General features: G+C 44.6%; 27 protein-coding genes and 1 pseudogene. 12 read left to right on the forward strand and 16 right to left on the reverse strand.

From position 1 onward, the window contains the following. Nucleotides 1–87: 87 nt before the first annotated feature. The gene (locus QZW82_RS25390; protein WP_293154652.1) at nt 88–345 is read left to right on the forward strand and encodes a hypothetical protein; all 258 of its coding nucleotides are present in this window, start codon (nt 88–90) and stop codon (nt 343–345) included. Between the two features lie 20 nt (nt 346–365). Then, nucleotides 366–674: pseudogene (locus QZW82_RS25395) on the forward strand (ISAs1 family transposase); the annotation flags it as partial. Nucleotides 675–794: 120 nt separating this feature from the next. Here QZW82_RS25395 and QZW82_RS25400 read toward each other — a convergent pair. Together QZW82_RS25400 and QZW82_RS25405 are read right to left on the reverse strand one after the other, a co-directional pair. Next, entirely contained in the window at nt 795–2684 is a 1890-nt protein-coding gene (locus QZW82_RS25400; protein ID WP_293154698.1) for a hypothetical protein, read from the reverse strand. 352 nt (nt 2685–3036) lie between these two features. After that, nucleotides 3037–3711 (reverse strand): nitroreductase family protein, encoded by a 675-nt coding sequence (locus QZW82_RS25405; protein WP_293154701.1) that lies wholly within the window; start codon nt 3709–3711, stop codon nt 3037–3039. A 69-nt stretch (nt 3712–3780) separates the two neighbouring features. On the opposite strand from QZW82_RS25405, the gene QZW82_RS25410 reads away from it, so the two are divergent. Next, entirely contained in the window at nt 3781–3981 is a 201-nt protein-coding gene (locus tag QZW82_RS25410; protein WP_293154704.1) for a hypothetical protein, read from the forward strand. On the opposite strand, the gene QZW82_RS25415 is transcribed toward QZW82_RS25410, so the two are convergent. Both QZW82_RS25415 and QZW82_RS25420 read right to left on the reverse strand, forming a co-directional pair. Continuing rightward, complete coding sequence (locus QZW82_RS25415) at nt 3927–4910, reverse strand: GntR family transcriptional regulator (RefSeq protein ID WP_293154707.1); 984 nt, start codon at nt 4908–4910, stop codon at nt 3927–3929. The genes QZW82_RS25410 and QZW82_RS25415 overlap by 55 nt on opposite strands. 328 nt (nt 4911–5238) lie before the next feature. Then, complete coding sequence (locus QZW82_RS25420; RefSeq protein ID WP_293154710.1) at nt 5239–6930, reverse strand: adenylate/guanylate cyclase domain-containing protein; 1692 nt, start codon at nt 6928–6930, stop codon at nt 5239–5241. Between the two features lie 8 nt (nt 6931–6938). On the opposite strand from QZW82_RS25420, the gene QZW82_RS25425 reads away from it, so the two are divergent. Next, nucleotides 6939–7061: a hypothetical protein gene (locus QZW82_RS25425; protein WP_293154713.1), complete on the forward strand. Its 123-nt coding sequence runs from the start codon at nt 6939–6941 to the stop codon at nt 7059–7061. Nucleotides 7062–7118: 57 nt separating this feature from the next. Here the strand turns inward: QZW82_RS25425 and QZW82_RS25430 are convergent, their stop codons facing one another. Continuing rightward, on the reverse strand, nt 7119–8507 hold the full coding sequence (locus QZW82_RS25430; protein WP_293154716.1) for an aminopeptidase P family protein: 1389 nt from the start codon (nt 8505–8507) through the stop codon (nt 7119–7121). Nucleotides 8508–8902: 395 nt separating this feature from the next. Here QZW82_RS25430 and QZW82_RS25435 point away from each other — a divergent pair, with 395 nt between their 5' ends. Both QZW82_RS25435 and QZW82_RS25440 read left to right on the forward strand, forming a co-directional pair. Continuing rightward, the gene (locus QZW82_RS25435) at nt 8903–9346 is read left to right on the forward strand and encodes a DUF4332 domain-containing protein (RefSeq protein WP_293154719.1); all 444 of its coding nucleotides are present in this window, start codon (nt 8903–8905) and stop codon (nt 9344–9346) included. Between the two features lie 107 nt (nt 9347–9453). Then, nucleotides 9454–9804, forward strand: coding sequence for a Spx/MgsR family RNA polymerase-binding regulatory protein (locus tag QZW82_RS25440; protein WP_293154724.1), 351 nt, complete (start codon nt 9454–9456; stop codon nt 9802–9804). Nucleotides 9805–9815: 11 nt separating this feature from the next. On the opposite strand, the gene QZW82_RS25445 is transcribed toward QZW82_RS25440, so the two are convergent. The 5 genes from QZW82_RS25445 to QZW82_RS25465 all read right to left on the reverse strand — a co-directional run bounded on the left by QZW82_RS25445 (nt 9816) and on the right by QZW82_RS25465 (nt 14820). Continuing rightward, nucleotides 9816–10262: a GNAT family N-acetyltransferase gene (locus QZW82_RS25445; protein WP_293154727.1), complete on the reverse strand. Its 447-nt coding sequence runs from the start codon at nt 10260–10262 to the stop codon at nt 9816–9818. Beyond that, nucleotides 10243–11862, reverse strand: a complete 1620-nt coding sequence (locus QZW82_RS25450; protein WP_293154730.1) for a cyclic peptide export ABC transporter — start codon at nt 11860–11862, stop codon at nt 10243–10245. The genes QZW82_RS25445 and QZW82_RS25450 overlap by 20 nt, the downstream gene beginning before the upstream one ends. A gap of 85 nt (nt 11863–11947) precedes the next feature. Beyond that, nucleotides 11948–12547 (reverse strand): Uma2 family endonuclease, encoded by a 600-nt coding sequence (locus tag QZW82_RS25455; protein WP_293154733.1) that lies wholly within the window; start codon nt 12545–12547, stop codon nt 11948–11950. Nucleotides 12548–12574: 27 nt separating this feature from the next. Next, on the reverse strand, nt 12575–13063 hold the full coding sequence (locus QZW82_RS25460; protein WP_293154736.1) for an OsmC family protein: 489 nt from the start codon (nt 13061–13063) through the stop codon (nt 12575–12577). Between the two features lie 185 nt (nt 13064–13248). Beyond that, entirely contained in the window at nt 13249–14820 is a 1572-nt protein-coding gene (locus tag QZW82_RS25465; RefSeq protein ID WP_293154739.1) for an NAD(P)H-quinone oxidoreductase subunit N, read from the reverse strand. Between the two features lie 280 nt (nt 14821–15100). Here QZW82_RS25465 and QZW82_RS25470 point away from each other — a divergent pair, with 280 nt between their 5' ends. Together QZW82_RS25470 and QZW82_RS25475 are read left to right on the forward strand one after the other, a co-directional pair. Then, nucleotides 15101–15337: a hypothetical protein gene (locus QZW82_RS25470; protein WP_293154742.1), complete on the forward strand. Its 237-nt coding sequence runs from the start codon at nt 15101–15103 to the stop codon at nt 15335–15337. A 63-nt stretch (nt 15338–15400) separates the two neighbouring features. Further along, nucleotides 15401–16141, forward strand: a complete 741-nt coding sequence (locus QZW82_RS25475; RefSeq protein WP_293154745.1) for a MerR family transcriptional regulator — start codon at nt 15401–15403, stop codon at nt 16139–16141. A gap of 208 nt (nt 16142–16349) precedes the next feature. Here QZW82_RS25475 and QZW82_RS25480 read toward each other — a convergent pair whose 3' ends face one another. Together QZW82_RS25480 and fetB are read right to left on the reverse strand one after the other, a co-directional pair. Continuing rightward, entirely contained in the window at nt 16350–16970 is a 621-nt protein-coding gene (locus QZW82_RS25480) for a Uma2 family endonuclease (protein ID WP_293154748.1), read from the reverse strand. Nucleotides 16971–17229: 259 nt separating this feature from the next. Then, entirely contained in the window at nt 17230–18009 is a 780-nt protein-coding gene (gene fetB, locus QZW82_RS25485; RefSeq protein ID WP_293154751.1) for an iron export ABC transporter permease subunit FetB, read from the reverse strand. Nucleotides 18010–18136: 127 nt separating this feature from the next. On the opposite strand from fetB, the gene QZW82_RS25490 reads away from it, so the two are divergent. From QZW82_RS25490 to QZW82_RS25505, 4 genes are all read left to right on the forward strand, one after another. Beyond that, nucleotides 18137–19306, forward strand: a complete 1170-nt coding sequence (locus QZW82_RS25490) for a DegT/DnrJ/EryC1/StrS family aminotransferase (protein WP_293154754.1) — start codon at nt 18137–18139, stop codon at nt 19304–19306. A 562-nt stretch (nt 19307–19868) separates the two neighbouring features. Next, complete coding sequence (locus tag QZW82_RS25495) at nt 19869–20108, forward strand: hypothetical protein (protein ID WP_293154757.1); 240 nt, start codon at nt 19869–19871, stop codon at nt 20106–20108. A gap of 36 nt (nt 20109–20144) precedes the next feature. Further along, nucleotides 20145–21821 (forward strand): AarF/ABC1/UbiB kinase family protein, encoded by a 1677-nt coding sequence (locus QZW82_RS25500; protein WP_293154760.1) that lies wholly within the window; start codon nt 20145–20147, stop codon nt 21819–21821. A 209-nt stretch (nt 21822–22030) separates the two neighbouring features. Continuing rightward, nucleotides 22031–22411, forward strand: a complete 381-nt coding sequence (locus QZW82_RS25505) for a hypothetical protein (RefSeq protein ID WP_293154763.1) — start codon at nt 22031–22033, stop codon at nt 22409–22411. A gap of 196 nt (nt 22412–22607) precedes the next feature. Here the strand turns inward: QZW82_RS25505 and QZW82_RS25510 are convergent, their stop codons facing one another. From QZW82_RS25510 to QZW82_RS25525, 4 genes are all read right to left on the reverse strand, one after another. Continuing rightward, nucleotides 22608–23633 carry an Npun_R2821/Npun_R2822 family protein gene (locus QZW82_RS25510; protein ID WP_293154766.1) on the reverse strand — a complete coding sequence of 342 codons (1026 nt, stop codon included), beginning with the start codon at nt 23631–23633 and terminating at the stop codon, nt 22608–22610. A 166-nt stretch (nt 23634–23799) separates the two neighbouring features. Then, a complete protein-coding gene (locus QZW82_RS25515) occupies nt 23800–24666 on the reverse strand; it encodes an Npun_R2821/Npun_R2822 family protein (RefSeq protein WP_293154812.1) in 867 nt (288 codons plus the stop codon). A 77-nt stretch (nt 24667–24743) separates the two neighbouring features. Further along, on the reverse strand, nt 24744–25718 hold the full coding sequence (locus QZW82_RS25520; protein WP_293154769.1) for an Npun_R2821/Npun_R2822 family protein: 975 nt from the start codon (nt 25716–25718) through the stop codon (nt 24744–24746). Nucleotides 25719–25822: 104 nt separating this feature from the next. Further along, complete coding sequence (locus QZW82_RS25525; RefSeq protein ID WP_293154772.1) at nt 25823–26773, reverse strand: glycosyltransferase family 10; 951 nt, start codon at nt 26771–26773, stop codon at nt 25823–25825. Nucleotides 26774–26847 lie beyond the last annotated feature (74 nt).

Here is a 26847-nt window from a genome sequence, read left to right on the forward strand (position 1 = left end):
CATGTCTTAAAGCAGGATTTATAGAACTATTAAATATCATGAATAAATTTCGTGGATATACAACATTAGACTCTGGATAAAGTTGGTATGCCATTGTTTTACTTTGTCCAGAGTGATGAAAGAGCGTTAAATCTGTTTAAATCTGCCAAGAAATTAGTCAGTTCTACTAGAGCATCTGACGAAAATGAAGTTTCTGAATCTGCACATGGACGCACCACAACTCGCCAGACCAAAATTTATCCAATTCCACCTGAATTATTGCCACTTTGGGCGGGTGCAAAACATATAATTGTGGTCAGGAGATATGGGACTCGATGGGAGGGAAAAAAAGTCGTCGCCATCTGATTAATTTCGATGGAGTACACTATTATTTAAGTAGTCTGGATTGGTCAGCCAGTGAATTTGCTGATGCTATTCGTGGTCACTGGTTGATTGAAAACAGGCTGCATTGGGTTAAAGATGTGACGTTAAACGAGGATAACGATATTCGTTGTGGTGGTAATGCACCTGTTAATTGGGCAATAATTAGACAATTCTTGGTTTCATTGGCTCGCATAAAATGTACTCATACTTTTCCCGAAGCTTTAAGATTAATGGCTAATCAAGTTGAAGATTTGAGTGAGTTACTTTTTGATTTATCTAGTTCAGATAAACCTGTTAAATGCCTCGCATGATGTCAGTCAATAGCCTTCATAGCCTTGATTTAACCTCTCGACAATTAATCCACCCTGCGACCTAAGGGGGATTTAGGGGGATCTGGCCTCGCATCAAAGCGAGATTTCTCAGCGTATGTTCTACTTCGGTTCGTGACTCGCAATCCGCTTGCCTTCGGCATCGTAAACCTGCATGGGAATTTTTGCATTTTCCGCGATCGCCTCCAAGGCCTTTTGCAAAGTAGCAACGTGCTTTTCCACAGCTTGGCGACTCTTCACAGAATTATTGTTATTCGCCTGAATGAAAGTTTGTTGCAACTTCTGCACGTAATCAGAATTCATCTGCACCGCAATCAAACCATTGCTAACTGTATAATCGCAAATTTTCGGATTGCCTTTGCAAGTTCTATCTAAATCCGTGCGTGCTTTTTGCAAGTTTCTTTCTTCCCGCAACTTAACTTCCGCTTGCTGCAATGATGTTGTATAGGATTCAATCAGCGGCTTGGCTTTTTGGGAATAGGAAGTAGCCGCCGGAACTTGCTCGGCGTAACTCAAAGCTCTTCGCCAGTTTTCGGATGCTTTAAACCAGCCGTTTTTGCCTTCAAAAATTCGAGCTTCCGCTGCTAAAGTCACAGCTTGAGTGTAGGCATTTTCCGAAATTCCTTCGACATTTCGGCGCTCGCGAGCTTGTGAAAGCTTGGTTTCGTATTTGGGAACTAGCAATCTACCTAGTTGATAGGATTGCGTGTTCCCGGGAATTTCTGATATGATTCCTAGGGCTTTTTCCCAACCTGCCTGCACTTGTCCCCATGTTTGTGCTGTCTGAGCTACTGCTTCCCGAGCTTCTGCTATTTGGGCTGCACTTTTGGCGGCGAGCAACAATTTTTCGGCTTGTTTTTCTGTGCCTAATTGCCGATTTCCAGTGGCTAAATTCTTCCGGTATTCCTTCGCCTTTCTTTGAGCGTAGGAATAAACTGGGCTGCTTGTGGGGATTTCTCCGAGTTGGGCGATCGCACTTTGCCACAATGTTTCGGCTTGCTGCAAGTTCTGTTCGGAAACAGGCGGATTTTTGGTTTTCCCGGCTGCGGACTGTGCGAGGCGCGCTGCATCGATCGCAGATGTGATATTTTGACTTTGCTCCTGATATTTTTCGATCGCAGTTTGAGCCTCACCGCGATGAACTGACCAAGCCGGAATTGGTTCCAAAAGTGCGATCGCCTGTTTTAACTGTTCCTGCGCCTCTTCTGGGCTGCTAGCAACCTTGGAAGTTTTCAGAGTCTTCGCCGAATTGTCGCTCAACTGTTTGGCATTGGCTAATGCAGTACATTCTCCGATGACGCAGGGCCGACTCAGCAGGTAATAACCGCCCGCCAAAATCACCGCCACCAGACTTACCATTCCGGCCGCCACCAACATCGTAAACGGTGAAGTCTTCGGCGTTTCGGTGACTGTTACCGCTTCCATATCCAGCGCATCGAAGGGATTTTCTGCGATATCTGGATTGATTGCAGCTACCTTAAAGGCGATCGCATCGGAATCGCTGGAACTCTCCGAAAAATCAGGAAAATATTCATCACTACCCGCATTTTTAACATCCGTTTCTAACGGCATCTCCTCCGCTGCATCCGCCGTCTCAGCAGCATTTTCTGCTAAAACTAGCCCAGTTTCTACTGCGGGTTTCTTCTCGGGTTTTTTCAGCACTTCCACTGTTCTGGGTCTTGACAAAACAGGGTTGTGCATGGTAAAAGAATGGAAAGCATAAGGCTGTTTTTGCCCGGTAATTTTGAGGCAAAGTCCAATCTGTTGAATCGATTCCGGTTCTATTTCGAGAATGGCAGCTTCTAGCACTGCAAAAGTCGGTTTAGCTTTGAGAACTAAACTGCGCGGGTGTTCTCCCACAACTGTTAAAGAGTCATCTCGAAACTCGCAACTAATATAAAGCGGTAAATTTTTAAATCCGGCTGCTTGCAAGTGCTTTTGCAACTCTACTTCTAGAATTTGTGCCTTGCTTTGTCGCGCTGCTACTGTCATATTTGGCTCCTCTGTCTACTATCACCACACTTGAAATTTTAGTTTGAAGAAATTATCGGAATTTCAGCTTTTTTTGAACTTATAAAAATCGTCAAGACGATTAGAAAGTTCTTAATTGCTCAAACCATTGCTTTTCTGCCTTCTTCCTTCTGCCTTCTTCCTTCTGGTATGCACCAACTCTGGCAAATCTTAAGGGTGCATCTGGTTTTGAAAGAGGGCGAAGCATGACCGCATATAAGTTATTAGTTATTATCTTATATTGACTGCGGTCATGCTTCGCCCCTACGGATATTTGCCAAAACCAGATTCACCCAATCTTAAGTCTCAAATCTCAACTTTCAAATCTTAACTCTCAAATCTCAACTTGCAAGGCCTCTCCATAACTTTCGCTGAAATAAACTTGAGTCACGTCAAAACGACCGCCGTATTGTTTGAAAGGTTCTGCTGCATAACCAAGCGGCAGCAAACAGCACACATCTACTTCTGCGGGAATTTGAAAGGCTTCTTTTACCTTAGCTGCGACAAAACCTTCCATAGGACAACTGTCTACTCCAAAGCTTTTAGCTGCAATCATTAAATGAGCTACTGCGAGCATTGTATGTCTGTTTGTCCAAGCTTCTACGGACTCAAAGCAGGGATGGTTCTCGAACAATTGGGGGATTGCTTGTCGCATATAACCAGCTAAATTCTCGTTCATTCCACCTACGGCTTTGCCCAATTCGATGACGGCTTCGGTGTTTTCGGGTTGGGCGGCGCGCCGATCGCCACAACAGATTAACACGATTGGGGCTTCTACCACTTGTCGCTGGTCGAAGGCACAAGCTTTTAATTTTTCTTTACTGGCTGGATCTTTAAGTACAATAAACCGCCAAGGCTGCAAATTATAACCGGAGGGCGATCGCACTCCCAAGCGCAAAATCTCTGCCAATATTGCTGGGGGAATTCGATCGGGTTTGAAGCTGCGGGCTGCCCGCCGGCTTTCGATCGCTGTTTTAACATTAATTGAAGGTTGGATTTCAATTGGCATGGATTATTGGTTATTAGTTATTGGTTATTGGTTATTGGTTATTGGTTATTGGTTACTGGTTACTGGTTATTGGTTATTGGAATAACAAATCACAACTACCAACTGTCAACTGTCAACTGTCAACTAAGAGGGCAGGCCCGCACCATCCACTCCCCCTACAACTGTCAACTGTCAACTGTCAACTGTCAACTGTCAACTGTCAACTGTCAACTGACTTACCCCAAACCCAACTCGCGCTTGAGCAAATTAATCGACTTAGAGCCGATGTAATTTTCGGAGCATACCAGTTGCGGAGGACGAATAATATCCTCTCTGGCGGCGTTAATGGCAGCTTTTACTGTAGCAAAACTCGGTTGGTCGCAGAAAATAGTTCTAGCCGATCGCACGATCGAGTTAATCTTGTAAGCATCCGACAGCAAAGCCGTCATCACCAGCAAATCCTCGCCCCGGAGACTGTGAATAATCACTTCAGTCGATCGCAACATTCCCGAACTCAGACTGACAATACCCAAATAACTGTCCTTCGGCAAACTCCCCACTAACTGAATTTCCTGAACATAATCATAGATGTCTACGGGAATCACTCGCACCGAACGCGGCGCCGAAATCAATTCCGCTTGTCCGATAAAATAACGACTGGTGATTACAGTGCCCGCAGTGATTTTATCCAGAAAACTACCTAACTCTTCCATCGCCACTAACTGGATGGGAATCCGCAAAGCTTGTTCCAGTTCTTTTGCCATCAACTCACCCACGCCGATGTCTTCTGTGGGGGCTGTGACGACCACTCGGGCGCTGCACCGGAGCCGCCAGTCTATTTCGGCCAAAAATAATTCCCTCGCTTGGTTGAGCGTGCAGCCTTCTCCCAGCAGTTGATCCATACTTTCTTGCACTATTTTATTGGCAAGGGGATATTCTTCGAGGATCGGGGATTTGAGTTTGCTGCCGCCTTCGTGGCCTTGGGCGCGGACATATATACCCGATCCGGCTTGAGCTTCTACGAGTCCGGTATTTTCGAGTTGTCGGTATACTTTGCTGATGGTGTTGCGGTGCAAACCCGTCTGCATCGCTAGCTGCCTGGTGCTGGGCAAGCGGTGCCCGGGCGGAAACTGGCGCGAGGCGATCGCAAACCTGATTTGATTGAATAATTGCGTAGATGCGGGGATCTCGCTATCTGTTTGAATATGAAACTGAACCATATTAAAGGCTCCGACGACTTTAAGTTAATATTTTTATAGGATCTATATACGGCACATGGGATTGCCGGGATATCTCTGCATATAGCATAATCTGATTTGGTTCCTCTGCGACGGCGGTTTTGCTTGGTGTGCGATCGAGCCTGATTGTTCACGTACTTTCAAGTCTTAGCCGTAGGGTGCGCCAGCAAAAATAATTCTGAATCCTCACTCCCAATCTCATTCTGACGCACGAGCTAACAAATTGTGCCTCAGAATGAGATTGTGAATTTGTCGCAAAAATTTGCCAAGCTGACACACCTTCTAGGCACCATACTGCACTTAATTTAATTTACTCTCTGACTATTTCCATCTCGCTTGCTGTTTTTATGCCATTCAGAAAATAAGTCCGCATTTCCCCTTTACCCTTAATCTCAATCAAGCCCCGCTCTTCAAATTCATATTTATCCCGCAGCAACTCGTAAGTATAGATACTAACTTGAATGCTGCCGGGGATGCCGTGAGATTCCATGCGGCTGGCTGTATTCACCGCATTTCCCCACAAATCGTAAATGAATTTTTTAGTACCGATTACCCCCGCTACCACCGGGCCGCTATTAATTCCGATGCGGATTTCAAAACTCGAGTCTAGCTTCACATTTAATTCCTGAATTGCCGCTAGCATATCCAGTGCCATTTCGGCGATCGCCTCTGCGTGATCTGGGCGTTCAATGGGAATGCCACCTACTACCATATAAGCGTCCCCGATTGTCTTAATTTTTTCCAACCCGTGCTTGTCAGTCAGTTGGTCAAACGTTGAAAAAATTTCATTTAGTAAGTATACCAATTTTGTGGCGGACATCGTAGTAGAAATTTGAGTAAAATTCACCAAGTCAGCGAAAAGAATTGTAGCTTGTTCAAACTTGTCCGCAATTACTCCCGGTTCGTGCTTCAACCTATCTGCAATAGCTTCTGGCAAAATATTTAGCAGCAAACTCTCTGTTTTTTTCTGTTCTTTTCTGAGAGCAGATTCCATCTGCTTGCGCTTGGTGATATCGTGAAAGAATACAGAAAGGCCATCGTGAGAAGGAAAAGCCCTGACTTCCAACCAGACTTTTAATGGATGATAATATTTGTCAAAAGTTACTCCGACTTGTTTAGAGACAGCTTCATGAGACTCTTTATAAAATACCGAATTTACTAAATCTGGATACTCTTCCCAAAAATTCTTCCCAAAAAGTTCTTCCGGCTCGCGCTGCAAAAATTGCGATGCTTTATAATTGACATAAGTAAATCGCCACTGGGGATCTAGAGCAAAAAAAGCATCACTCATTCCTTCTAAAAAATTGACAATTTGCTCGTCATTAGAACGGAGTTTGGCTTCTACTTGTTTGTGCCTGAGTTGCGCCCGCTTTAATTTAGCATAATTAATTCGCAACTCCATTTGGCTAATAACTTGCCTGCCTAAAGTCCGCAGGGCTTCTAGTTGTTCTGGGGTGAGATGGCGAGGAACTGTATCTATCGCGCACAAAGTGCCAATGGGGAAACCCTCAGGAGTTACTAACGGCGCCCCAGCATAAAACCTAATATTTGGATCGGAAGTTACTAGCGGATTGCTGGCAAAGCGATCGTCTTCCATAGCATTAGGTATAACTAGCAATTCGTTGGGATTTAAAATAGCGTGAGAGCAAAATGCTATCTCTCTGGGAGTTTCTGTTGCTGCAAGACCGACTTTTGATTTAAACCACTGTCTGTTAGTATCTACTAAGCTGACTAAAGCAATAGGAGTGCCGCAAATATAGGATGCTAAAGCTGTTAAGTCATCAAAAGCTGCTTCGGCATCTGTATCGAGAATATTGTAGCGGTTAAGTGCTTTTAGCCTGTCTGCTTCATTGCTAGGCAAAGGTGCAGATTGCATCGGTGGCGGTGCGACTACACTTTTTGTCCGAAAAATGCGCGCCAGTCTCCGTGCTGCAAATTTTTGGACTTGCATCGCTAGTTTTTCAACGAACACAAACAGACCGATTTGCCAAGCTTTATTCATATTTATTTATGGTGATCACACATGATGGAACTGCGGGCGATCGCACGCGCGAGCATCTCAGTTTTGCATTTGTAGTGCATTTCAAGAGTTCTCGTGCCATGTATAGCACGCGAGCCAGCACAGCACTGTAAAAAAAATGCTTTTTGCAAAAATTGAGATGCTTCCGATCGCACTAATGCGATCGATACCTATGCACTTACGCCAACTAAGTCCTCAATCTCCAGAGCTTTTGTTGGCAGTTCCCCCGTCAATACTTCTCTACCTCCTGCGCTCACAAGTATATCATCCTCAATGCGTATTCCCCGGACATCCGCAAATTTACCCAACTCGTCCCAGTTTACAAAATCTTCATATTTGGCACGAGTTTCTGGGTTATTTAAGATAGCCGGAACTTGGTAAAAACCCGGTTCGATCGATACCAGCATTCCCGATCGCAAAACACGATTCAGCCGCAAAAATCCCAGCCCAAACCGACTGCTTCTCACTCTCCCCGCTTCATAGCCTGCCAAATCTCCCAAATCTTCCATATCGTGAACATCCAAACCAATTAAATGTCCGATTCCGTGCACAAAAAACAGCGCGTGAGCATCCATTTCTACCAAATCGTCAACATTGCCTTGCAAAATACCCAGATCGACCAATCCTGCCGCCATGATTCGAGCAGCTAACAGGTGAATGTCTTGATATTCCACGCCCGGACTAATTTTATCAATACAAGCATCATGGGCTGCCAAAACTACATCATAAATCGCTCTTTGAGTCGGCGAAAACTTGCCAGAAACCGGCCAAGTGCGAGTCACATCAGCCGCCCATCCCATTGATGATTCTGCACCGACATCTGCTAACAGCAAATCTCCTACTTGTAGCGGATTGTGATAGTGCTCGCTGTGTAAAACTTCCCCGTGCACCGTGACAATACTTGGGTAGGCGTAAGTCATATTTTCCGAGATGATGACACTTTCCATCGCAGCCCGCACACCCGCTTCAATCTTAGCTGTGGGAGTTGCCCTCATGCCCGCTTTGTGAGCTGCTACGGTGACAGCGGCAGCTTGACGCAATTCAACCAAACTGGCTGCATCGTGGCTCAGGCGCAGCGAGACGATCGCCTGAGTTAACTCTAGATCGATGCCGGTTGGCGATTTGGACGGTGCTAAAGAGCGATCTAGAATATCCGACTGTTGCAACCGAATCGAGCTATCCTGAAGGGCGATCGTAGCTGCATTTGTCCCTCGCGCTTTCAACTCACTCATGGGGAAAGCAGCATCAGCGCCAATTCGTTCAGCAATTTCCGCTCTTTTCGGCATTTCCCCGTGCCAAAGCGTGCTACCAGGATCTGCATCATCTAAGAACAGTTCTAACTTGCCCGATTCTAAACGAATCGCCGCATTTTCTAACGGCAAACCAGCAAAATATAGAAAGTGACTGCTGGCGCGAAAAGGATAAACAAGTGCCGGATAATTGCGAGGAATGCTGCGGCCAGACCATAGAATTACAGGAAAATCAATTAAACTGGCCAGTTTTTGCCGCCGTTCGTGTAAAATATTTCTTAACAATTCATCACTTTTTGTAATTTGCATGGGTAAAAATTCATACTCTTGAGTTGGGTTCTTAATAAGGAATTCAGTCATTTGATTGTAGGCATTACAGCACTTTTGTGCTAACTACAAATTTAGCAGCCATTTTGGGGGAAAGTCTAATCTTTATTTTCTTTTTTGCTGGACTCTTTAGTGCTATGTTTGCGATCGTCTTTGTCGTCATCCTGGGCCTAATTTTTTCACCACGAACCTTCGCATACAGCCAGGATAGAAAGGCTGAAAATGCTACTGCACAAGCAATACAGCAAGAATTGAACACCCGGGATCTGCAAAATTAGTCGATCGGATTGTTGTTGATTTTGTGACATGAGTAATAGCCTCTATTGACGATCGTATATCTTAGACTTTAAAGTATAAGTAAATTCACTGAAAAAAATATGAAAACTTCTCACACAACTTCTAAAACTTCGGTGCAAGTACGCGATTGGCCGATCGAACACTTGCCGGGATTGAGCAACGCAAACCAGTCTCAACTAGAAGAGTGCGGCATCACCACCATCGCACAACTAATTCGGATGACGAAAACACCGGCGGCAAAAGTGTTGCTAGCACATCAATTACAGATTAACGTTCAACATCTTAATAAATGGGTAGCAATGGCAGAGTTGGCTCGAATTCCGAGTGTAGGCTGTCAGTATTGCGGGCTGTTGCTGCACGCAGGCGTTGCTTCAGCCGCTCAATTGGCTCAAATGCCTGTGGAGAGACTGCACCAACAAATCCTCAGACTCCACGTAGCGACAATGCAGCGCAATGACTTGACTCCTTCAGTCGATCGCGTGCAAAAATGGGTTCTACAAGCTAGATTAGTTAGCAGTCATTAGTTATTGGTTATTAGTTATTAGTTATTGGTTATTGGTTATTTGTTGCTTCCAATGCCCAATGCTTTTCGACCCAATTCCCAATTCCCAATTCCCAATTCCCAAATATTATGTCTGTTCAAATTTACGGAATTCCCAACTGCGGAACCTGCAAAAAAGCTTTCCAGTGGCTCAAAGATAACGATGTCACTTACGAGTTTATTAATACAAAAGAACAGCCACCCACTCGCGAAACCATTCACAACTGGGTAGCTACTTTAGGTTTTCAACCAATGCGAAATACTTCCGGTCAATCTTACCGCGCCTTGGGCGACGACAAGAAAGAGTGGACGAGTGAAAAATGGGTGGAAGCCTTTGCTAGAGATGCGATGCTGCTGAAACGTCCTCTTTTTATTAAAGATGGAACGGCTGTTTTAGTAGGTTTCAAAGCCGAAGTAATTCGCGAAAAATTAGGGATTTGAACAAACTAAGTTCAGCGTATTTTTCGCATAAACTTCATTTCACCGATATCATCAGTGAAACCCCAGCGTTTGTAAAATGGTATCATTTTCGGCAAACAGTTAAGAGACAAATTCTCCACGGCTTGCAGTTGGGGATGATTTAAGACTGCATCCATCAACACCTTACCCAGTCCCATCTTTCTGTATGTTGGGTGGACAATTACATCCAAAATTGTGCCTCTGTAGACAAAATCAGTCATGATGCGGGTAAAGCCAATTAGCCGTAGCTTGCGGGGCGGGACGCCATCGCCCTCATCGACCAAACCAATGATAACATCAGTCGCGGCCAGCATTCTCACCACATCCTCGCGCGTCCGCTTGTCGCACCAAAACTCGTTTTTGTACAAATCCATCAAGTCGGAAACCTGACTTTCAGTCAAAGTTGCGACAATTCGGTACTTATCCATGTTGTCTGTCATACTCAATTTTACCGTAATCTAGTTTAATTGCGCGATCGGCTAGATCGAAATAGCGATCGTCGTGAGTGATCGCAAACACCGTTTTTCCGCGCCGTTTCAACTCCGGCAACAACTGCTTGTAAAAAATATCCCGAAAAAACGGATCTTGATCCGAAGCCCACTCATCAAACAAATAAATCGGTCTATCTTCCAGATAAGCCGTCAGCAAAGCCAACCGTTTTCGCTGTCCCTGAGACAAAGCCGTAGTTGACAAAACCCCATCTTTCACCTTAACCTTATTATCTAAATGAAACTCTTGCAGATATTCAGCAGCCTGACTGTCCAAATCGTGATTAGTCATTCCCAAAAGGCGATCGAACAAATAGAAATCAGAAAAAATCGCCGAAAAATGCTGCCTGTACCACTCACGATTCTCATCAGTAATCGGCTGTCCATCTAGCAAAATCTCTCCCGATTCAGGAATGTACAAACCAGTAAGTAACTTAGCAAAAGTAGACTTACCGCTGCCATTTCCACCCATGATAAACACTAACTCACCAGGATGGAACTTTAAACTAATTTCGCCCAAAACAAAATTACTGTCTTCCTTATCTCCCGGATAGCTGTGAGTAGCCCGCTTCAACTCCAGCATTTTCCAATCAGCATTTTTCACTGGTTGAACCGCAGCAGTTATCTCAGCTTGACTCGCCAAAGCCAATCCCATTCTCTCAATTTTTTCTACAGCAGTATTGGCTCGAAAAATCTCTGGCAGCCTTTCCAAAATATTCTGAAACGGAGACATCAAATAGGTACTTGTCAAAATGTAAGCCGACAAAACAGGAGTAGAAACTGGCACAAATTTGGGCAAAGCAAACAATAGCAAACCCATCAACATAAAAAACAGCAATTGCCCGACTCCAATCGCCAGCGCTCCAGTATTCAGGGCCTGCAAATTGTAATCGCGGGAATCAGCAGCGCTTACCTGTAATTCTTCAGTAAAAAACTCTTGGCGACGCAAAGAGTGCAGCTTTAGTTCCTTAATTCCGTCAGTAATGCTGCGAAAATGCTTAAACAATACATCTTTTTCTTCTCTGGCTAAATCGAAGAATTTCCGCATTTTATTAAGCAGCAGTTGTATAGCGCCAATTGTCACCGCCAAAAAAGCAAAGACAACGGCAAAAACTGCCCCAGAAAGCGTACTTAAATAAATCAAACATCCAACCACAATGGCGATATCAATGCACAGAAAAGGAATCACAAATATAGTATTGGAAAGCGTTCCCACATCGTCAGTCAGAGTAGCCAGCAAGCGACTAGCGCCCAATTCTTCCAACTGTCGCAAAGGAGAAGACAAAATCCCTCGGCTTAAACTCAGCCGCAGATTGTAAACAGCTTCTTGAGAAAGGTAGATTAACAAAAATTGGGAGATAACTCCGGTGACGAGGGCTAAAACTGCCAATCCCGCAAAATACCAGACTAAATTCTGATTAGAATTATCGCTGATGGCGCGGTTGATGAAAGCAATTAACTGCGCGCTACAACCACCGCTAATTAAGCCTGTGAGTATGGCGATGGAAACATTCAACCAAGAAGCTTTTAATAGTAGCCAAATTACATTCATGCAATCTTATTCCTTGATAGCTGTTTGTAGTTAGGACTTTAGTCCTCAGATTTTATGAGGACTAAAGTCCTCACTACGAACCAAATTACTGAGGCAATTCTGTCTCGTCTGTTTCAAATACAACCAACTCATAAATATCGCTCATAGACATTTGCACTTCCAGCGCAGCGAAGGAAACTATTGCTGATTCTCCCTCATATTCCCGAAATAACCAATCATTCGATTCGTTTTTAATATATTGTGTGACTAAAAACTCAGATTGATTGACTAACACATATTCACGGAATTCAGGAATCGATCGATACAACCGAAACTTATCATCTTTATCGAAATCCTTAGTAGACTTAGAAAGCACTTCTACAATCAGCACAGGATTGAGTATTTCATCTTTCCGTCCCTCTGTGCAAACTAATTCTCCTTCAACTACCATCACATCTGGATAAGTTCCGCGTCGATACCGAGGAATCCACAACCGCAAATCGCTCATAAATGGTCTGGCATTCTTTCCCCGCAAAGCAGATTTCAAGAAGGCATAAATATTACCGATTATCTGGCTGTGATTAATTGTGCCACCTGTCATTTTTACAATTTCTCCATCGCGATATTCATTTCTAAACTCCGCAGCTTCTTCTAATTGTCGGTACTCATCGGCTGTATGAAACTTGGGCTTATTTTTTACTAACATTTTCACCTCAGGGATTGCGACTATTTTTTAATTCTTGACTTCGGAACCCTTGACTTCAATAACTGTTGCTTCATTCAGTACGGGAAAATTTACCGAATTCGCAATATAACAAACATGATGTGCATTATCGTGCAAGTTTCGTGCTTTTTCTAGATCGTGACCAGCTTCGATGGTTACTTTCGGACGTAGCATTACCTCTGTAAATCTAATTTTGCCATCTTTTTGTGTCATTTTGCCCGTCGCTTCATCCGAGTAAGAAATTACCGGAATCCCAGCACGAGCACACAAAGCGAGATAGCTCAACATATGACAAGCTGACAGCGACATTACCAATAAGTCTTCAGGATTGTACAGCGCAGCATCGCCTCGAAAAGTTGGGTCTGCTGAACCTAGGAAGGGCGGCTTGCCCTCGATATTTATTGTATACTCGCGAGAATAGGCATCATAAGATGAAGTATAACCTTGACTGGCACCTGTCCAAACTGTGTGGATGCGATAGGTGTGTTCTTTGCTCATTATATATTAATTAGCTAGTTAACATTTTAATTAATATTATATCACAGGAACAGTTTGTAGTGAGGACTTCAGTCCTCAGGATTTGATGCGGACTGAAGTCCTCACTACGAACAGATTTTTTAGATATAAAAAGCGCCTAACTTGTTACAGTTAGGCGCTATATCATCTTTCAGAATTCGCGCAAATTAATCGTTGCGAGATAAAAGATTTGATTCAACTTTCGCAGTCGCCACTGGTACAATTCGAGTTAATGCCGATTGCAGCATGGGAGTTTTGGTGACAGAATCGTTTGCCAAGTTAAACAAAGGATTCGATAAAACTCCTGCCAAAGTTGTGGCAACTAAGGTGAGTACAACGCTGACTTGCAATGGCCGCATTCCCTGAAGGTTCCAGCGAACGGGTGGATAATTTTTCACTGCGTCGGACATTTCTTGAGGCTCTTTTACTACCATCATTTTGACGACGCGGATGTAGTAGTAAATTGAAACTACGCTGGTAATTAATCCCAGGATAACTAAGCCGTAAAGTCCTGCTTGCCAGCCTGCCCAGAATAGATAAATTTTGCCGAAGAATCCAGCTAGGGGCGGAATTCCACCGAGGGAAAGCAGGCAAATACTTAAGGCTAATGTTAGCAGCGGGTCTTTTTGGTACAAACCAGAGTATTCGCTGATTTGGTCGGTTCCAGTCCGCAGGGAGAAGAGGATGATGCAGGCGAAAGCGCCTAGGTTCATAAACAGGTAAACCAACATATAAAATATCATGCTGGAGTAACCGGCTTCGGTTCCTGCGACTAAACCAATCATCACAAATCCGGCTTGGGCGATCGACGAATAAGCTAAAAGCCGCTTCATGCTAGTCTGGGCGAGGGCGACTACATTGCCCAACACCATGCTGAGTATGGCTAAGGCTGTAAATACGAAGTGCCACTGTTCGGTAAGTGCGGGGAATGCACTGGTTAATAACCGAATGGCTAGGGCAAAACCGGCGGCTTTGGAACCGACGGAAAGGAAGGCGACAACGGGTGTTGGCGAACCTTCGTAAACGTCTGGAGTCCACTGGTGAAAGGGAACTGCGGAGATTTTGAAGGCGATTCCGGCGATCGCAAAAATCAATGCAATCACCAAACCAAGAGATTCACCATTATTAACTGTAGAAAGGTTGGCTGCGATCGCACTTAGAGTAGTTTGGCCGCCAGACAATCCGTACAGCAGTGAAATACCGTAGAGAAACACCGCCGAAGAAGATGCACCAATTAACAAATATTTCAAAGCAGCTTCATTGGAACGCGGATCGCGTTTTGTGTAACCCGTCAGCAAATAAGACGAGATACTCAGAGTTTCCAACGAAATAAAAATCATCACCAATTCATCAGCGCCGCTGAGGAACATTCCCCCCAAAGTAGCGCTGAGCAAAATGCCGATAAATTCCGCTAAAGCAGTACCCGTTTGCAGTACGTAGCGCACGGATATCAAAATAGTGACAGCCGCCGTCAAAGCGATAATTCCGCGAAACACCAAACTCAAGGCATCGCTGTTAAAACCGCCCAGAAACGAGATAGTGTTAGTGTTATCCCACTGCAAACACAAGGCACCGACGGCGGCGAGCAAACCCGCAACGGCAACGTAGGGAGTCCAACTAGAGGAACTGCGGCCTACGATTAAATCGCCGACGAGAACCACCAAGAGGGTGATGATGACAATTCCCTCGGGTAAGATAGTTCCAGCGTTTAGCTGGGCTGCAAGAGTAGCAAAATCCATATTTTCAGTCACGTTGGGTAATACAGGCCCAAAAGGCTGTAATGGGCAGTTAGCTCGTAAAAATTCTTTACCAAACTGGATTGTAGCTGATTAGAGCTTCGCGATCCCAGTTTTGAGATGTTTGTTGCCAGATAAGTTGATACAAGGTACGTAGTTGCTCTCTTTGCGCTCTTTCATATAGATTTAAAGAGCGCTGAAGCGCAACAACATACCTAAGCGTTAACTCCCATATTCTGCCAGTTGCGTCCAGGTGTGTAAAAAATCCCACCAATTACTCGGCATGACTGACTCGCTAAGTGCCTACAAACAGCAGATTCTGAATGACTTTAACAACCGTCCGGATTACGAAAATGAATTTCACAAACGGGCGGCAACTCGGTTAGTAGAATTAGCCAAATTGCGATCGCACCAGCAAGTTCTAGATATCGCTACCGGCACAGGTTTAGCGGCGGTTGCTGTGGCCCAGATTGTTGGCGCTGGGGGGTTCGCTTCACCCCTTGACACTGACGCTACGTGAGGGTTTTACGATTGATTCATTGATTCATTGAGCGATCGACTCTGAACCGAAAGGAGAAAAGCTATGCCACCCTTGGCGATGAAAGTCGGCGATTTGGCAAAACAAACAGGTGTCTCCGTGCGGACACTGCATTACTACGAAGAAATTGGTTTACTCTCGCCGTCGGGGCGGACTGAAACAGGCTATCGGCTGTATGCGAATAATGACATTATCCGCTTGCAGCAAATCGTATCGCTGCGACAAATAGGCTTTTCCTTAGAGGAAATCCGAGAATGTTTGGAACAGCGCAATTTCTCGCTACAGCAAATCATTCAACTCCATCTAGTGCGTCTGAAAGAACAGATTGATTTGTCTCATCGATTGCTCAACCGATTAGAGTCTATTTCTAGCAGTTTACAATCGAAAGAATCGGTTTCTGTCGAAAATTTGATTCAAACAATTGAGGCAATTTGTATGTTTGAGAAATACTATACGCCCGAACAGTTGGAAGCCATCAAGCAACGCCGGGAGTTGTTGGGTGAGGAACGAATCCAGCAAAGTCAAACAGATTGGCAAGAACTCATTGAACAGGTTCGGACTCAAATGGAAAACGGCACATATCCGGCTGACGAATTGGTGCAAGTCTTGGCTCGACGCTGGCTAGAACTGGTTCAGGAATTCACAGGAGGCAATGCCGAAATTGCGCGATCGCTCAACAATATGTATCAACAGGAAGGAGTAGAGGTTGTCTCCCAGGGTGGACTTGATTCAGCCGTGTCTGAATATATCGGCAGGGCGATCGCAGCCTTGAAACAATCAGCATAGCGAGTTTCCAGAGGCGGATGAAATACACAACACGGGAATGCCGTGGGCTGCATCTGGTGCAAGGCCAATATATCCGTAGGGGCGAAGCATGACCGCAATCAATATGGGATTATAACTAATAACTTATATGCGGTCATGCTTCTTCAGGCTTCAAAAACCAGATGTACCCATGCCGTGTCCCTACCCGATATCGGTATTTCCAGCAATTTTATCCTTCAGTCAATCCCGCTTGAAAAATCTGTTGTGCCTTCAACTTCAACTCGGGAAAAGTTAGCGACTCAATCCTATCATCTCCCCGAAATTGACTAACTTCATACTCACCATCAACCAACCGATAAATCGAGATAGTCGGTTGCTTGGGATTCCCAATAAACCTGCGACCGCCCAAACCGAGATAATCCACAATCCAGTATTCAGGAATCCCAATTAGTTCGTATTCACCTACCTTTTTTATGTAGTCATCTTGCCAATTCGTGCTAACGACTTCAACAACCAGCGGAATTGATGCGCCTTGAGTCACAGTGGAGAATTTTTCCCACAGAGGTTCTGAGGCTAAATTGGTTTCATTTAATATCAGAACGTCCGGCGAATAAGCTGATTCGTTTTCGGACGACTTAACTAATGCTTCTTTGGGGATGAAGTATGGCAGGTTTAGGCGATCGAATTGCGCGGTCAATTTTCTGGCTGCAAAACCGACAACTGTTTCATGCTTTCCTAATGGCTGTGACATTTCAACAATCTCTCCATTGTGCAGTTCATAGTGTCCGTTTTCCGGCTTCCATTCCGCAAATTCTTCAAAAGTTAGCGTTTTAGTTGCTATTTGAATCATGGCTATTCTCCTTAGTGATGAATCGGGCGGGCTAGAAGCCCACCCCACAAGATAAACTCACTCTTTGTGGCACAGGCCGGAAAGCCTGTTCAAGAAAATAAGGCTAAATGCAAGTTCTTACCTATAGCCTTTCTCAAAAAGATGAGGTGTAACTGACAGATCGATAATCACTAAACTCAGAGGGCTGAAGCCCAACAACGTACCTCATGTTTCTGATAAGCGCTATTCATATTATAAATGCCCAAAGCCCCATTCCCAATTACCATTTGATTAATTGTGCATCTTGATTAAAAAACCTCCGACACAATCCCTCAGTCAATAATAGAGTGGCAATTAAAGTTGCTAGCACCAACACAAACATAATCAAAATTTGGTAAGATGCTGCATCCAAAGGACTGACACCGCTCAACATTTGACCCGTCATCATTCCCGGTAATGTCACGATTCCCACGACTGTCATTGTGTTTAATGTCGGGATTAATCCAGCTTTAATCGCATCTTTCCGGTACTGTTTTACTGCTTGCTGCGGAGTCGATCCTAAACTTAAATGGGTTTCTATTTCTAATTGGCTGCTGTTAACTGTACTCACAAGTCTTTCACCAGCGATCGCCCCTGAGTTCATCGCATTGCCCAAAATCATCCCCGCTAGGGGAATCAAATACTGCGGTTCGTACCAGGGATCAGGTTGCAAAATTAGTAAGTGTGTATAGGCGAGAGTAAACGCCGTACCGATCGATATCGAACCCACAACTAACGGCAGCAAGTGCTTGATTTTTTTGCTAATCCGGTTGGTGGCCACCATGCTAGCCGTTGTCAGCATGATTGCTAACACTGCTAACACCAGCCACGGATTTTTACCCTCCGGCGCAAACACCACGGCGAGCACGTAGCCGACTCCGATTAGCTGGATCAAGGTGCGCCCTGCCGCGATCGCCAGAGCCCCTTCCAAGCCCAATCCCTGCCACGCCGAAAGCCCGATCGCGATCGCCACCATCCCCAAAGCCCAACCCAAATCAGTAAAATCTAGGAGAATTAACATCCGCGCTCCCTTTCTATAAAGTGATTGTTTGCCCGTCCAACTATAAGATATTTGAATAAAGGTTTCTGAGAAACAGTTTTGCTGTAAGAATTTGCTTTGATAATGGTTGCAATTTGTGGTGTCAAGAGTGAATAACGTTCCCCCCCTCGATTTAACCCAGCAGTACGCCCAGATTGGCGACGAAATCGGCGCTGCGGTACAAAAAGTGCTCGCCTCTGGCGGCTACATCGGCGGCCCAGCCGTCAAGAGTTTTGAGCAAGAGTTTGCCAACTACACGGGCGTTTCCGACTGCGTTGGCTGCAACTCCGGCACCGATGCCCTAATTTTGGCTTTGCGAGCTCTCAAAATCGGCCCCGGCGACGAAGTAATTACCACTCCTTTTACCTTCTTCGCTTCCGCTGAAACCATCAGCGCCGTCGGTGCAACTCCCGTATTTGTCGATATTGACAGCGGGACTTTTAATCTGGATGTCGAACTTTTGGAAGCGGCAATTACCGACAAAACCAAGGCAATTATGCCGGTTCACATTTTCGGACAACCCACAGACATGACTCGGTTGATGGAAATTGCCACCAAGCATAACCTAGCCGTCATCGAAGATTGCGCCCAGGCTGTCGGGGCCGAGTGGGAGTCTCGAAAAGTCGGCAGCATCGGCCATGTGGGCTGCTTCAGCTTTTATCCGACCAAAAATTTAGGCGCTTGCGGTGACGGCGGCGCGGTGACAACAAACGATCGCGCCCTGGCAGCTTCCATGCGTATGCTTAAGGAGCACGGACAGTCTTCTAGGTATTTTTACGAGGAAATAGGCTACAACAGCCGTCTGGATGCCCTGCAAGCGGTGATTCTCAGCATTAAATTGCGGTATCTCGACAGTTGGAACTCCCAACGGCGCGAGAAAGCAGCCGTTTATAGCGAATTTCTTTCCCGCGTGCCCGGAGTTGCTGTCCCCAAGGAATTGCCAGCAGCCAAGCCTGTTTGGAATCAATATACAATTCGCTTGACCAGTCAAGACACAATTCGCTTGATAAGTCAAGCAGAAGCGCCAAATCCTTCTGGTAATTTCCGGGACTCGATGCGGACTAAGTTGCAGGAATCCGGAATTGGTTCGATGGTTTACTATCCGTTACCTTTGCACCTGCAACCTGTTTACAAATCTTTGGGCTATCAAGTCGGTCAGTTGCCTGTAGCTGAGCAAGTTTGTGGCGAGGTGTTGTCTTTGCCGATGTTCCCGGAACTTTCGAGGGATCAACAGGAGAGGGCAATTTACGGGCTGAAAGATTGTTTGACCAAGGGCTGATAGGATTTAGTGGCTTTTGTGCGATCGCCCGATCGAAAGAAATAGCTGAGAATAGAGGAATTGTAGGGTTGCAGTGTCGTACTGGTGCAGCGGTCAGGAAAATATATTAAGTATTTTGACTGAACACTTGTACTTTTATCAGAAATTTGGGTTTAAAACCCCGTCCTTCAAGGACGGCTTTCTGCTATAGTACTCGTAGGTTGCTGACCGTGAGAACGTGAGGAAACAGGTTGAACGTCCTCCTGGGCGATCTCAAAATCTTTAACCGTCAATGGTAAAAACCAAATCCACACGGTAAGAGCAAATAAAAATCAAATAGCGTGGGACACACGCGAATTTACGCTTGGGGAGTAGTCCGTAAGAGTGCTTGCTGTAAAAGGTGTAGTCGGACTAGACATGAAACTGTAAGACCAAAACTGACATTGTTGGTAGAGGCACGATTCAGCCCAAGAATCCTCGTACCTTGATAGTCGAGGAGTGTCAAGTACTATATTTAATGAAAAGAAACAAATTTAGGCTGGCAATCCGCCTTCAACGGGTGCATTTTCCGCTCGCCTAAAATTTGCGATCGGTTAATGATGAAGAAGGAAGTTCGGCAACGAGCACTGTACAAGATGTAACGGATGTAAAGGATGGAAGGAAGAAGGAAGACTTGTCTGCCAGCGTAGCCGAAGGAAGAAGGTTTCGACTTCCGATGCCCGATGCCCTGTTTGGCCGATGCCCGATGCCCGATGCCCTGTTTGGCCGATGCCCGATGCCCGATGCCCAATTCCCAATTCCCAATTCTCAATTCTCAATTTAAGCTGCAATTTTCATAAAATAAGAGGAAAATAAACGAGTGCCTCAGTATCAATTCACTCAGGCTAGACGCTACGATCCACAGGCAATCGCCCAATATTACGGCAACCGTCCTTGGAAAGCAATTTGGCGAGCAATAACCGTTATTTGGTCATTTGCAGGCTTCGTACTCGGGATGTTGTGGGACAGTTGGCAGCACGAAGTTGCAGCCCACCAGCCGGAACGTGCCGCCCACCTGCGACAAATACTCACTTACTTAGGCCCCACTTTCATTAAAGTCGGTCAAGCCCTCTCTACCAGACCAGATTTAATCCGCAAAGACTTTCTGCAAGAATTGATCAAACTTCAGGATCAATTACCACCCTTTGATTCGGTACGAGCATTTGAGATTATTGAAGCAGAACTCGATCGCAAAATAAGCGAAACCTACAGCGAAATCTCCCCGCAACCAGTCGCAGCAGCAAGTCTCGGTCAAGTTTATAAAGCCCGTTTAATCAGCGGCGAAGCAGTTGCAGTCAAGGTTCAGCGACCAAATTTGCTACCAATCTTGAGTCTCGACCTTTATTTAATGCGGTGGGCGGCTGGATGGTTGGGCCCCTTACTGCCATTGAATCTCGGTCACGACCTCTGTTTGATAGTCGATGAATTCGGCATTAAACTATTCGAGGAAATTGACTATATAAATGAAGGTCGCAACGCCGAGAAATTTGCGACCAATTTTGCCGATGACCCAACAGTAAAAGTGCCGAGTATTTACTGGCGCTATACTTCAAAATGCGTTCTCACCCTCGAATGGATTGACGGCATCAAGCTAACAGATATGGCAAGTGTCAAAGCCGCAGGTTTAGACACCAATAGCTTAATTGAAATCGGAGTTCGCAGCGGTTTGCGGCAGTTGCTGGAACACGGTTTTTTTCACGCAGACCCCCATCCAGGAAATCTGTTTGCTTTAGCGGACGGCCGCATGGCTTACATCGATTTTGGGATGATGGATCAGATGGAAGAAACAACCAAAGAAACTTTGGTTGATTCTGTCGTTCATTTGATCAACAAAGATTATTTAGAGTTAGCCCAGGATTTTGTAAAACTTGGGTTTTTGACACCAGATACAGATATTATGCCGATCGTCCCGGCGCTGGAATCTGTCCTCGGCGATATCGTCGGTGAAAAGGTAGCAGACTTTAACTTCAAGACGATTACAGACGAGTTTTCGGAGTTGATGTACGACTATCCTTTCCGAGTCCCCGCCAAATTTGCCCTAATTATTCGTTCTCTCGTCACAGAAGAAGGTTTAGCCCTGACGCTGAATCCCGACTTCAAAATAGTCGAGGTAGCCTATCCCTACGTAGCGCGCAGATTGTTGAACGGGGAATCTCCGGCATTGCGCCGTCGCCTGATTGAGGTATTATTCAAAGATGGCAAATTCCAGTGGAGTAGATTAGAGGAGATGATTGCGATCGCCAGATCCGATCGCAGTTTCGACCTGCTACCCACAGCCCAACTCGGCTTGCAATTCTTGCTATCAGAGGAAGGGTCGTTTTTGAGACGCCAGCTAATGTTAGCGTTAATTGAGGACGATCGCATTCACACCCAAGAAGTTGGCAGCCTCTGGAACTTAGTCAAACAAGACCTGCAACCAAGTCGCTTGTTCAACGTTGCTTTAGGCGCTTTGACAGAACTTTCCACAGCAGGAACAGCCGCGCTGACTCGATTTTAGCCAGTTGTCAGTTGCGGTGCCCTGAGCGTAGTCGAAGGGTTAATTGTTAGTTGTCAGCAATACCCTGAGCCTAGTCGAAGGATCATTTGTGAGTTATAAGTTGTTAATTCTAATAACCAATAACTAATAACCAATAACTAATAACAACCGACAACTGTCAACTGTCAACTGTCAACTGTCAACTGTCAATTACCCCAAAAGAATTATTCGTGTATTACTTTCCAGAACCTCCCTATTTTTTAATGACCGCTGGATTACTAGCAGGTATGGCTTCAGGCTTAGCCTTTGAAGCAACTCTCAAACAAGCCGTACAACTCTGGTCTAAAAATCGTTCTAGCCGTACTTTGTCTAACCTAAAAGGTCTACAATTGCAGTTGCCTTTTTTGGGAATGGCCGGCGGAATTTGCGTATTTTTAGCTTCAGGGATGGAAATTTTTGGCTTCCCAAAATTACTTTCTTATGTTTTAGCCCTGCCGCTGACACTACTAACTGGGTGGCTGGTTTGGACTCAGCTAGGTAAGCTTTTAATTGAACTACAACGCGGAGGTTCCCAAGCCTTAGACTTGGATTCTTTTTTTGAAGAACCATAAGATGGGTATGTTGTTGGGCTTCAGCCCTCTTAATGGTACGTTGTTGGGCTTCAGCCCTCTTAATGGTACGTTGTTGGGCTTCAGCCCTCTTAGCTGAACTGGTTATGTAAGCTATCAGCCATACCCGATATTTTTGATAAAAGCCATATCAACCCTCTTTGACAACAACAAAGAGGGTTGGTTCGTACTAAGGACTTTAGTCCTTCTTGATTAAAATACGCAACTTAAATAGAACATTATTAACCCTTTGAATACCCCAACTTTTGAAAATCCTCTGCAAGCGCACTAACAAATTGGGAGGTGCGAGTTTTGGTCGTGTTTCCGGCGAATTCAAATAGCGGTAGTGCAGAAATACATCTCGGTAAGGAATCTCAACATCTTCGCCCCCACACAATCGAGTAAATTTTGCAGCCGAAATACTCATGTAATGCAAATAAGTCAGCCGCCGTCCTTTGTCGTATAAAACATAATCTATCACATCAAATTGAGAAGACCAATGATTGCCCGTTATCAGTGCAGGTTGATGATAAGCAAAATTATAAAAAGAGATAGCGCTGCGGGCGACTAAATAGTTAAATAAAGGTTGGTCTGTTCCCCGCAAAGACAAAATTTCCGCTTCTCCTGAAGTCAATTTATCTAAAAGTTCGGCTAAGTTATTTCGATTTAATATATTTTTTCTGGAAGCAAACCAACCAGCACAAAAAATCTGAGATTCCAGTTTTTCAATCTCAAAAACTTCTGCGAGTTTTTCCGATGATAAATCAAACACATAATTGAGGTCAGATTTGTATTGAAAATCGTTAGCTACCCAATCAAATTCATCAAGTTTGTGATAAATGTAATCCAGAGAACCCATTAACAGAGTGTCCGCATCAAAATAGACAAACTTGTCAAAAGGGCCATCAAAACAGCAAAATTTTCGGTGCATTCCCAAACAGTGAACTTGCGCCCAACCTTTAGCTTGCCAAACTTTTTGAGCTTTTTGGTGAGATGTCCAAGCTTGAATCGCGAAGTCTTCCCAAAATTGGATGGAATCGGTATTGTCAAATAAAGTAACATTGCTTCGCGAGGCAATTTCTACTCGAACTTTTTGCAAGTTATCATCGTAGGGAATGATGCAAACAGGAATATTTCTCGCCCCATTAACTTCGAGACTGTTCAATAAACCGACTAAGTGGTCAAAAACCACATCGTTTCCCAGAATATAAATACCATCAGTCATAGTTGTTCATTAAAAAATTAATCCCGTAGGGCGTGTTGGGCACTAACAAATAATAAAGGTACGTTGTTGCGCTTCAGCGCTGTTTTCTATAAAAAAGAGCGCTGAAGCGCAACAACGTACCTAATGTGTCGAGGAGTGTCAAATATCAAAATAATGCCCAACACACCTACAAATATCGGAACAATCTTTGCACTAAATTTAGTTTTGCCTCATCCAAATAACGATAATGTTGCCAAAGTTTCCAATAAGGACTACCGGATTTAATTGGTATTCCAGCCCAATGAATGTATTTTAATCTTTTGCCTTTGTCATAAAGCAGATAATCTATTTCCTGAAAATGTGTAGAACCAGCCCAGCTTCCAGGTTCTGCTGGTGAATCATTAACAAGATTCCAGCGTTTGACAATCAACTTAAGAATCATATAATTTAGTATAGGCTGGTCAGTGACATTTTGAGTAAAGTCAAAATATTCTCGATGTTGCGAACATTCTCGCAAAATTTCATACATTTGCGATTCTGCAATCGTGCCTTTTCGGGAAGCCCAAAAACCGCTGTTGAATACATCTTGAAGCTGTGAGTCGGTAAAGATATTTTGTTCTTTGACAACGGGTGAAAATACATTTCGCAGTTTTTCGCCCAGATGGTGGTAGTCACAGCAAAAAAAGTCTACTTCTGAGAGTTTGTTGAGATTGGCTGCAATGTCTTCAAAGACGATGATGTCGGTATCGATGTACAGAAATTCGTCAAGGGGGCCAAACCAGGCGCAGAGTTTCCGCATTTTGTTGGGAAGGGCTAGAAAATCGCGATCGAACATTTCACCTATCCGTCTGGTAAACTGTTCCACAAACCCCAGATTTGGGTACAATTGCACCCCGTAGAGACTGCTGAGGGCGGCGGCAACTTGCAGATAATCGTCGTCAAACGGAATCAAAAAAACTGGTACTTGACAATTGTACAGGCGTATGCTTGCCAAAAGGGCGATCGCACTTTCCATCACCTTATCATTAGCAACAATATAAATCCCGCGACTCACATCAAATCCCCCAACATCATAACTACTCATCTCTCTCTTCTCTCACTCTGCGTTCTCTGCGCCCTCTGCGGTTTAAATCAAACATTTACCCTCAACCTTCTCAATACCCTCGTTAACAAATTCGACCGAGAAACCTCAGTATAAGACTTAGGCGGTTCCGTAAAAATCGGACGCTTCGACGGTTCGCGGAGAAAGCGGTAATGCAGAAACAAATCGCGATAGGGAAACTCAATATTTTCGCCAGCACAAACTCTCCGAATCAAATCCGGCTGCACCCCAATATAATGAATGTAAGTCAGGCGATTTCCCTTATCGTACAAAATATTATCTCGGGTTTGAAAATGTGGGGAAGTGACACTGCAACCAGTTTTTTCATCATCTGGGAGACTGCAAGCAAAATTATAGCTGTTCATCCCCGTTTTCATCACCATATAATTGAGCAAAGGCTGTTCTCCCGCACCAGCATACAGAATTTCTGCATCTCCCGATTTGAGTTCAGCTACCAGCCATCCTCTAGTATTTCGGTCAAACAATCCTTGCTTGCTGCCGTAAAATCCCGAACAAAATATTTCCGAGTCGATTCGATTTTGCTCAAAAACTTCGAGAAGTTTTGGCGACTGAATGTTATATACTTTAGTTGGGTAGAGAAATTGAAAATCATAAACCACAAAGTCCGATGACTCTAACTTCTGAAAAACCGCATCAAGGGAATTCATTACTAAAGTATCCGCATCCAGATAAATAAAATTTTCAAACGGGCCGTCGAAAGCGCAAAAGCGGCGGTGCGCGCCGTAAAGCCGGAACTTTTTGCGGTTCAAACGCTCTGGTGCGGCTGCTTCCATGAATTCATCCCATCGCTGAATTGATGCAGTATCTTCATAAATAAACACGTTGGGACGGTTAATAATTTCTGCTTTGATTTGCTCTATGTGGTCATCGAAGGGATAAATGCAGACTGGAGTATTTGAGCCTAAGATAAATTCAATACTGTTGAGCAAGGCAATTAGTTGGTCGCGGACTGTATCGTTGGCTAGGGTGCAAATTCCGTTCATATCATGTCCATTAAATTACCCTAATAGGTTCGTAGTGAGGACTTTAGTCCTTTCTTTGATGCGGACTGAAGTCCGCACTACGAACCTATTTTTTGTACTATTTCTTAAGATGCAAAATTGGACAGCCAATTGAGCAAGTTGAATTCGTGGAGAATGATTTGCCTAGCTTCGGCAATTTTCTCCCTCGCTTCATGCCAACAATCCGGCGTAGCAATCACCTCTTGAATAAATTCTACTCCCTTCTCATCCAAACTGGGAAGCCGCAAAAAACTTCCCGCAGGCAACAACTTATCCGCCGCCGAACCGCCGTAATAAATTGGCAAGTTCCAAGCTAACAAAGCATCCCAAAGTTTCTCGCTGACATACCAATCATTTTCTGCATAATTCTCCACAGCCAAATTGTAATAGTAAGGGGCGACAGCGTGCCATTTATTATTAACCGTGCCGTTTCCCTGGGCCCAACTTGGCAAGTTTCGCCCGTAAAGGTCAAAATCTAATTCTGCTTCTTGCAGCAATTTGATAAAATCTAATCTGCGTCGGTGGTTGGCTGTGCGACTAACGCCTGAAGTTATCCAAGAACAGGATTTAGTTTTAGTTGGTGGTGGCATTTCGTTTAATTCTCGAAACGAGTTTGAGTGATACCAAATCGCGGGCATATAATCCGGTTTGGGCGCAAAATCATCCGGCCCGGAAACGTAACCGCAATAAAGTTTTGCTTTTTCGTAGTTGGCTTTGGTAATTTCAATTACTTCTGCTAAAGGTGGTTCTCTAATTAGATAAATAATCCGTTCTTTGGGGACGTTGCGGAATTTGTCTCGAATGTCGTTTTCTGGTTGGGGATGCCTGTAATGGCGTATTTTATCGAGCCATGACTGCTGTTTTGGCTGGCGGGGAAAATCGAATTGATACATGAGCAAAAAATCTGGTTCTGGGTGGTTGGCGAGCATTTGAATGTTGCCCCATTTCCCAAAATTGTGAGGTGTTTGTTGCCACAGCCAATCGCTTTGGTTCATTCCTGGGTAGGTGGTGATTGTGCCAATGATTTTGGGGGTCATAGTTTGATATTTTACGTATTGTATTTTAGTCGGTCAGTCGGTGAGTTTGTTATTCATTCCGCTATTCGGCTAGC

This window comes from Microcoleus sp. bin48.metabat.b7b8b9.023 (assembly GCF_013299185.1).
Classification (GTDB): domain Bacteria; phylum Cyanobacteriota; class Cyanobacteriia; order Cyanobacteriales; family Microcoleaceae; genus Microcoleus.

What these genes read in the sequence shown, in the direction of transcription:
- QZW82_RS25450 (WP_293154730.1), bottom strand. Translation starts at nt 11,862, where the DNA reads ATGAATGTAATTTGGCTACTATTAAAAGCTTCTTGGTTGAATGTTTCC.
- QZW82_RS25520 (WP_293154769.1), bottom strand. Translation starts at nt 25,718, where the DNA reads ATGAACGGAATTTGCACCCTAGCCAACGATACAGTCCGCGACCAACTA.
- QZW82_RS25510 (WP_293154766.1), bottom strand. Translation starts at nt 23,633, where the DNA reads ATGACTGATGGTATTTATATTCTGGGAAACGATGTGGTTTTTGACCAC.
- QZW82_RS25460 (WP_293154736.1), bottom strand. Translation starts at nt 13,063, where the DNA reads ATGAGCAAAGAACACACCTATCGCATCCACACAGTTTGGACAGGTGCC.
- QZW82_RS25415 (WP_293154707.1), bottom strand. Translation starts at nt 4,910, where the DNA reads ATGGTTCAGTTTCATATTCAAACAGATAGCGAGATCCCCGCATCTACG.
- QZW82_RS25430 (WP_293154716.1), bottom strand. Translation starts at nt 8,507, where the DNA reads ATGCAAATTACAAAAAGTGATGAATTGTTAAGAAATATTTTACACGAA.
- QZW82_RS25420 (WP_293154710.1), bottom strand. Translation starts at nt 6,930, where the DNA reads ATGAATAAAGCTTGGCAAATCGGTCTGTTTGTGTTCGTTGAAAAACTA.
- QZW82_RS25435 (WP_293154719.1), top strand. Translation starts at nt 8,903, where the DNA reads ATGAAAACTTCTCACACAACTTCTAAAACTTCGGTGCAAGTACGCGAT.
- QZW82_RS25475 (WP_293154745.1), top strand. Translation starts at nt 15,401, where the DNA reads ATGCCACCCTTGGCGATGAAAGTCGGCGATTTGGCAAAACAAACAGGT.
- QZW82_RS25390 (WP_293154652.1), top strand. Translation starts at nt 88, where the DNA reads ATGCCATTGTTTTACTTTGTCCAGAGTGATGAAAGAGCGTTAAATCTG.
- QZW82_RS25525 (WP_293154772.1), bottom strand. Translation starts at nt 26,773, where the DNA reads ATGACCCCCAAAATCATTGGCACAATCACCACCTACCCAGGAATGAAC.
- QZW82_RS25400 (WP_293154698.1), bottom strand. Translation starts at nt 2,684, where the DNA reads ATGACAGTAGCAGCGCGACAAAGCAAGGCACAAATTCTAGAAGTAGAG.
- QZW82_RS25405 (WP_293154701.1), bottom strand. Translation starts at nt 3,711, where the DNA reads ATGCCAATTGAAATCCAACCTTCAATTAATGTTAAAACAGCGATCGAA.
- QZW82_RS25445 (WP_293154727.1), bottom strand. Translation starts at nt 10,262, where the DNA reads ATGACAGACAACATGGATAAGTACCGAATTGTCGCAACTTTGACTGAA.
- QZW82_RS25425 (WP_293154713.1), top strand. Translation starts at nt 6,939, where the DNA reads ATGGTGATCACACATGATGGAACTGCGGGCGATCGCACGCGCGAGCAT.
- QZW82_RS25440 (WP_293154724.1), top strand. Translation starts at nt 9,454, where the DNA reads ATGTCTGTTCAAATTTACGGAATTCCCAACTGCGGAACCTGCAAAAAA.
- fetB (WP_293154751.1), bottom strand. Translation starts at nt 18,009, where the DNA reads ATGTTAATTCTCCTAGATTTTACTGATTTGGGTTGGGCTTTGGGGATG.
- QZW82_RS25480 (WP_293154748.1), bottom strand. Translation starts at nt 16,970, where the DNA reads ATGATTCAAATAGCAACTAAAACGCTAACTTTTGAAGAATTTGCGGAA.
- QZW82_RS25470 (WP_293154742.1), top strand. Translation starts at nt 15,101, where the DNA reads ATGACTGACTCGCTAAGTGCCTACAAACAGCAGATTCTGAATGACTTT.
- QZW82_RS25465 (WP_293154739.1), bottom strand. Translation starts at nt 14,820, where the DNA reads ATGGATTTTGCTACTCTTGCAGCCCAGCTAAACGCTGGAACTATCTTA.
- QZW82_RS25455 (WP_293154733.1), bottom strand. Translation starts at nt 12,547, where the DNA reads ATGTTAGTAAAAAATAAGCCCAAGTTTCATACAGCCGATGAGTACCGA.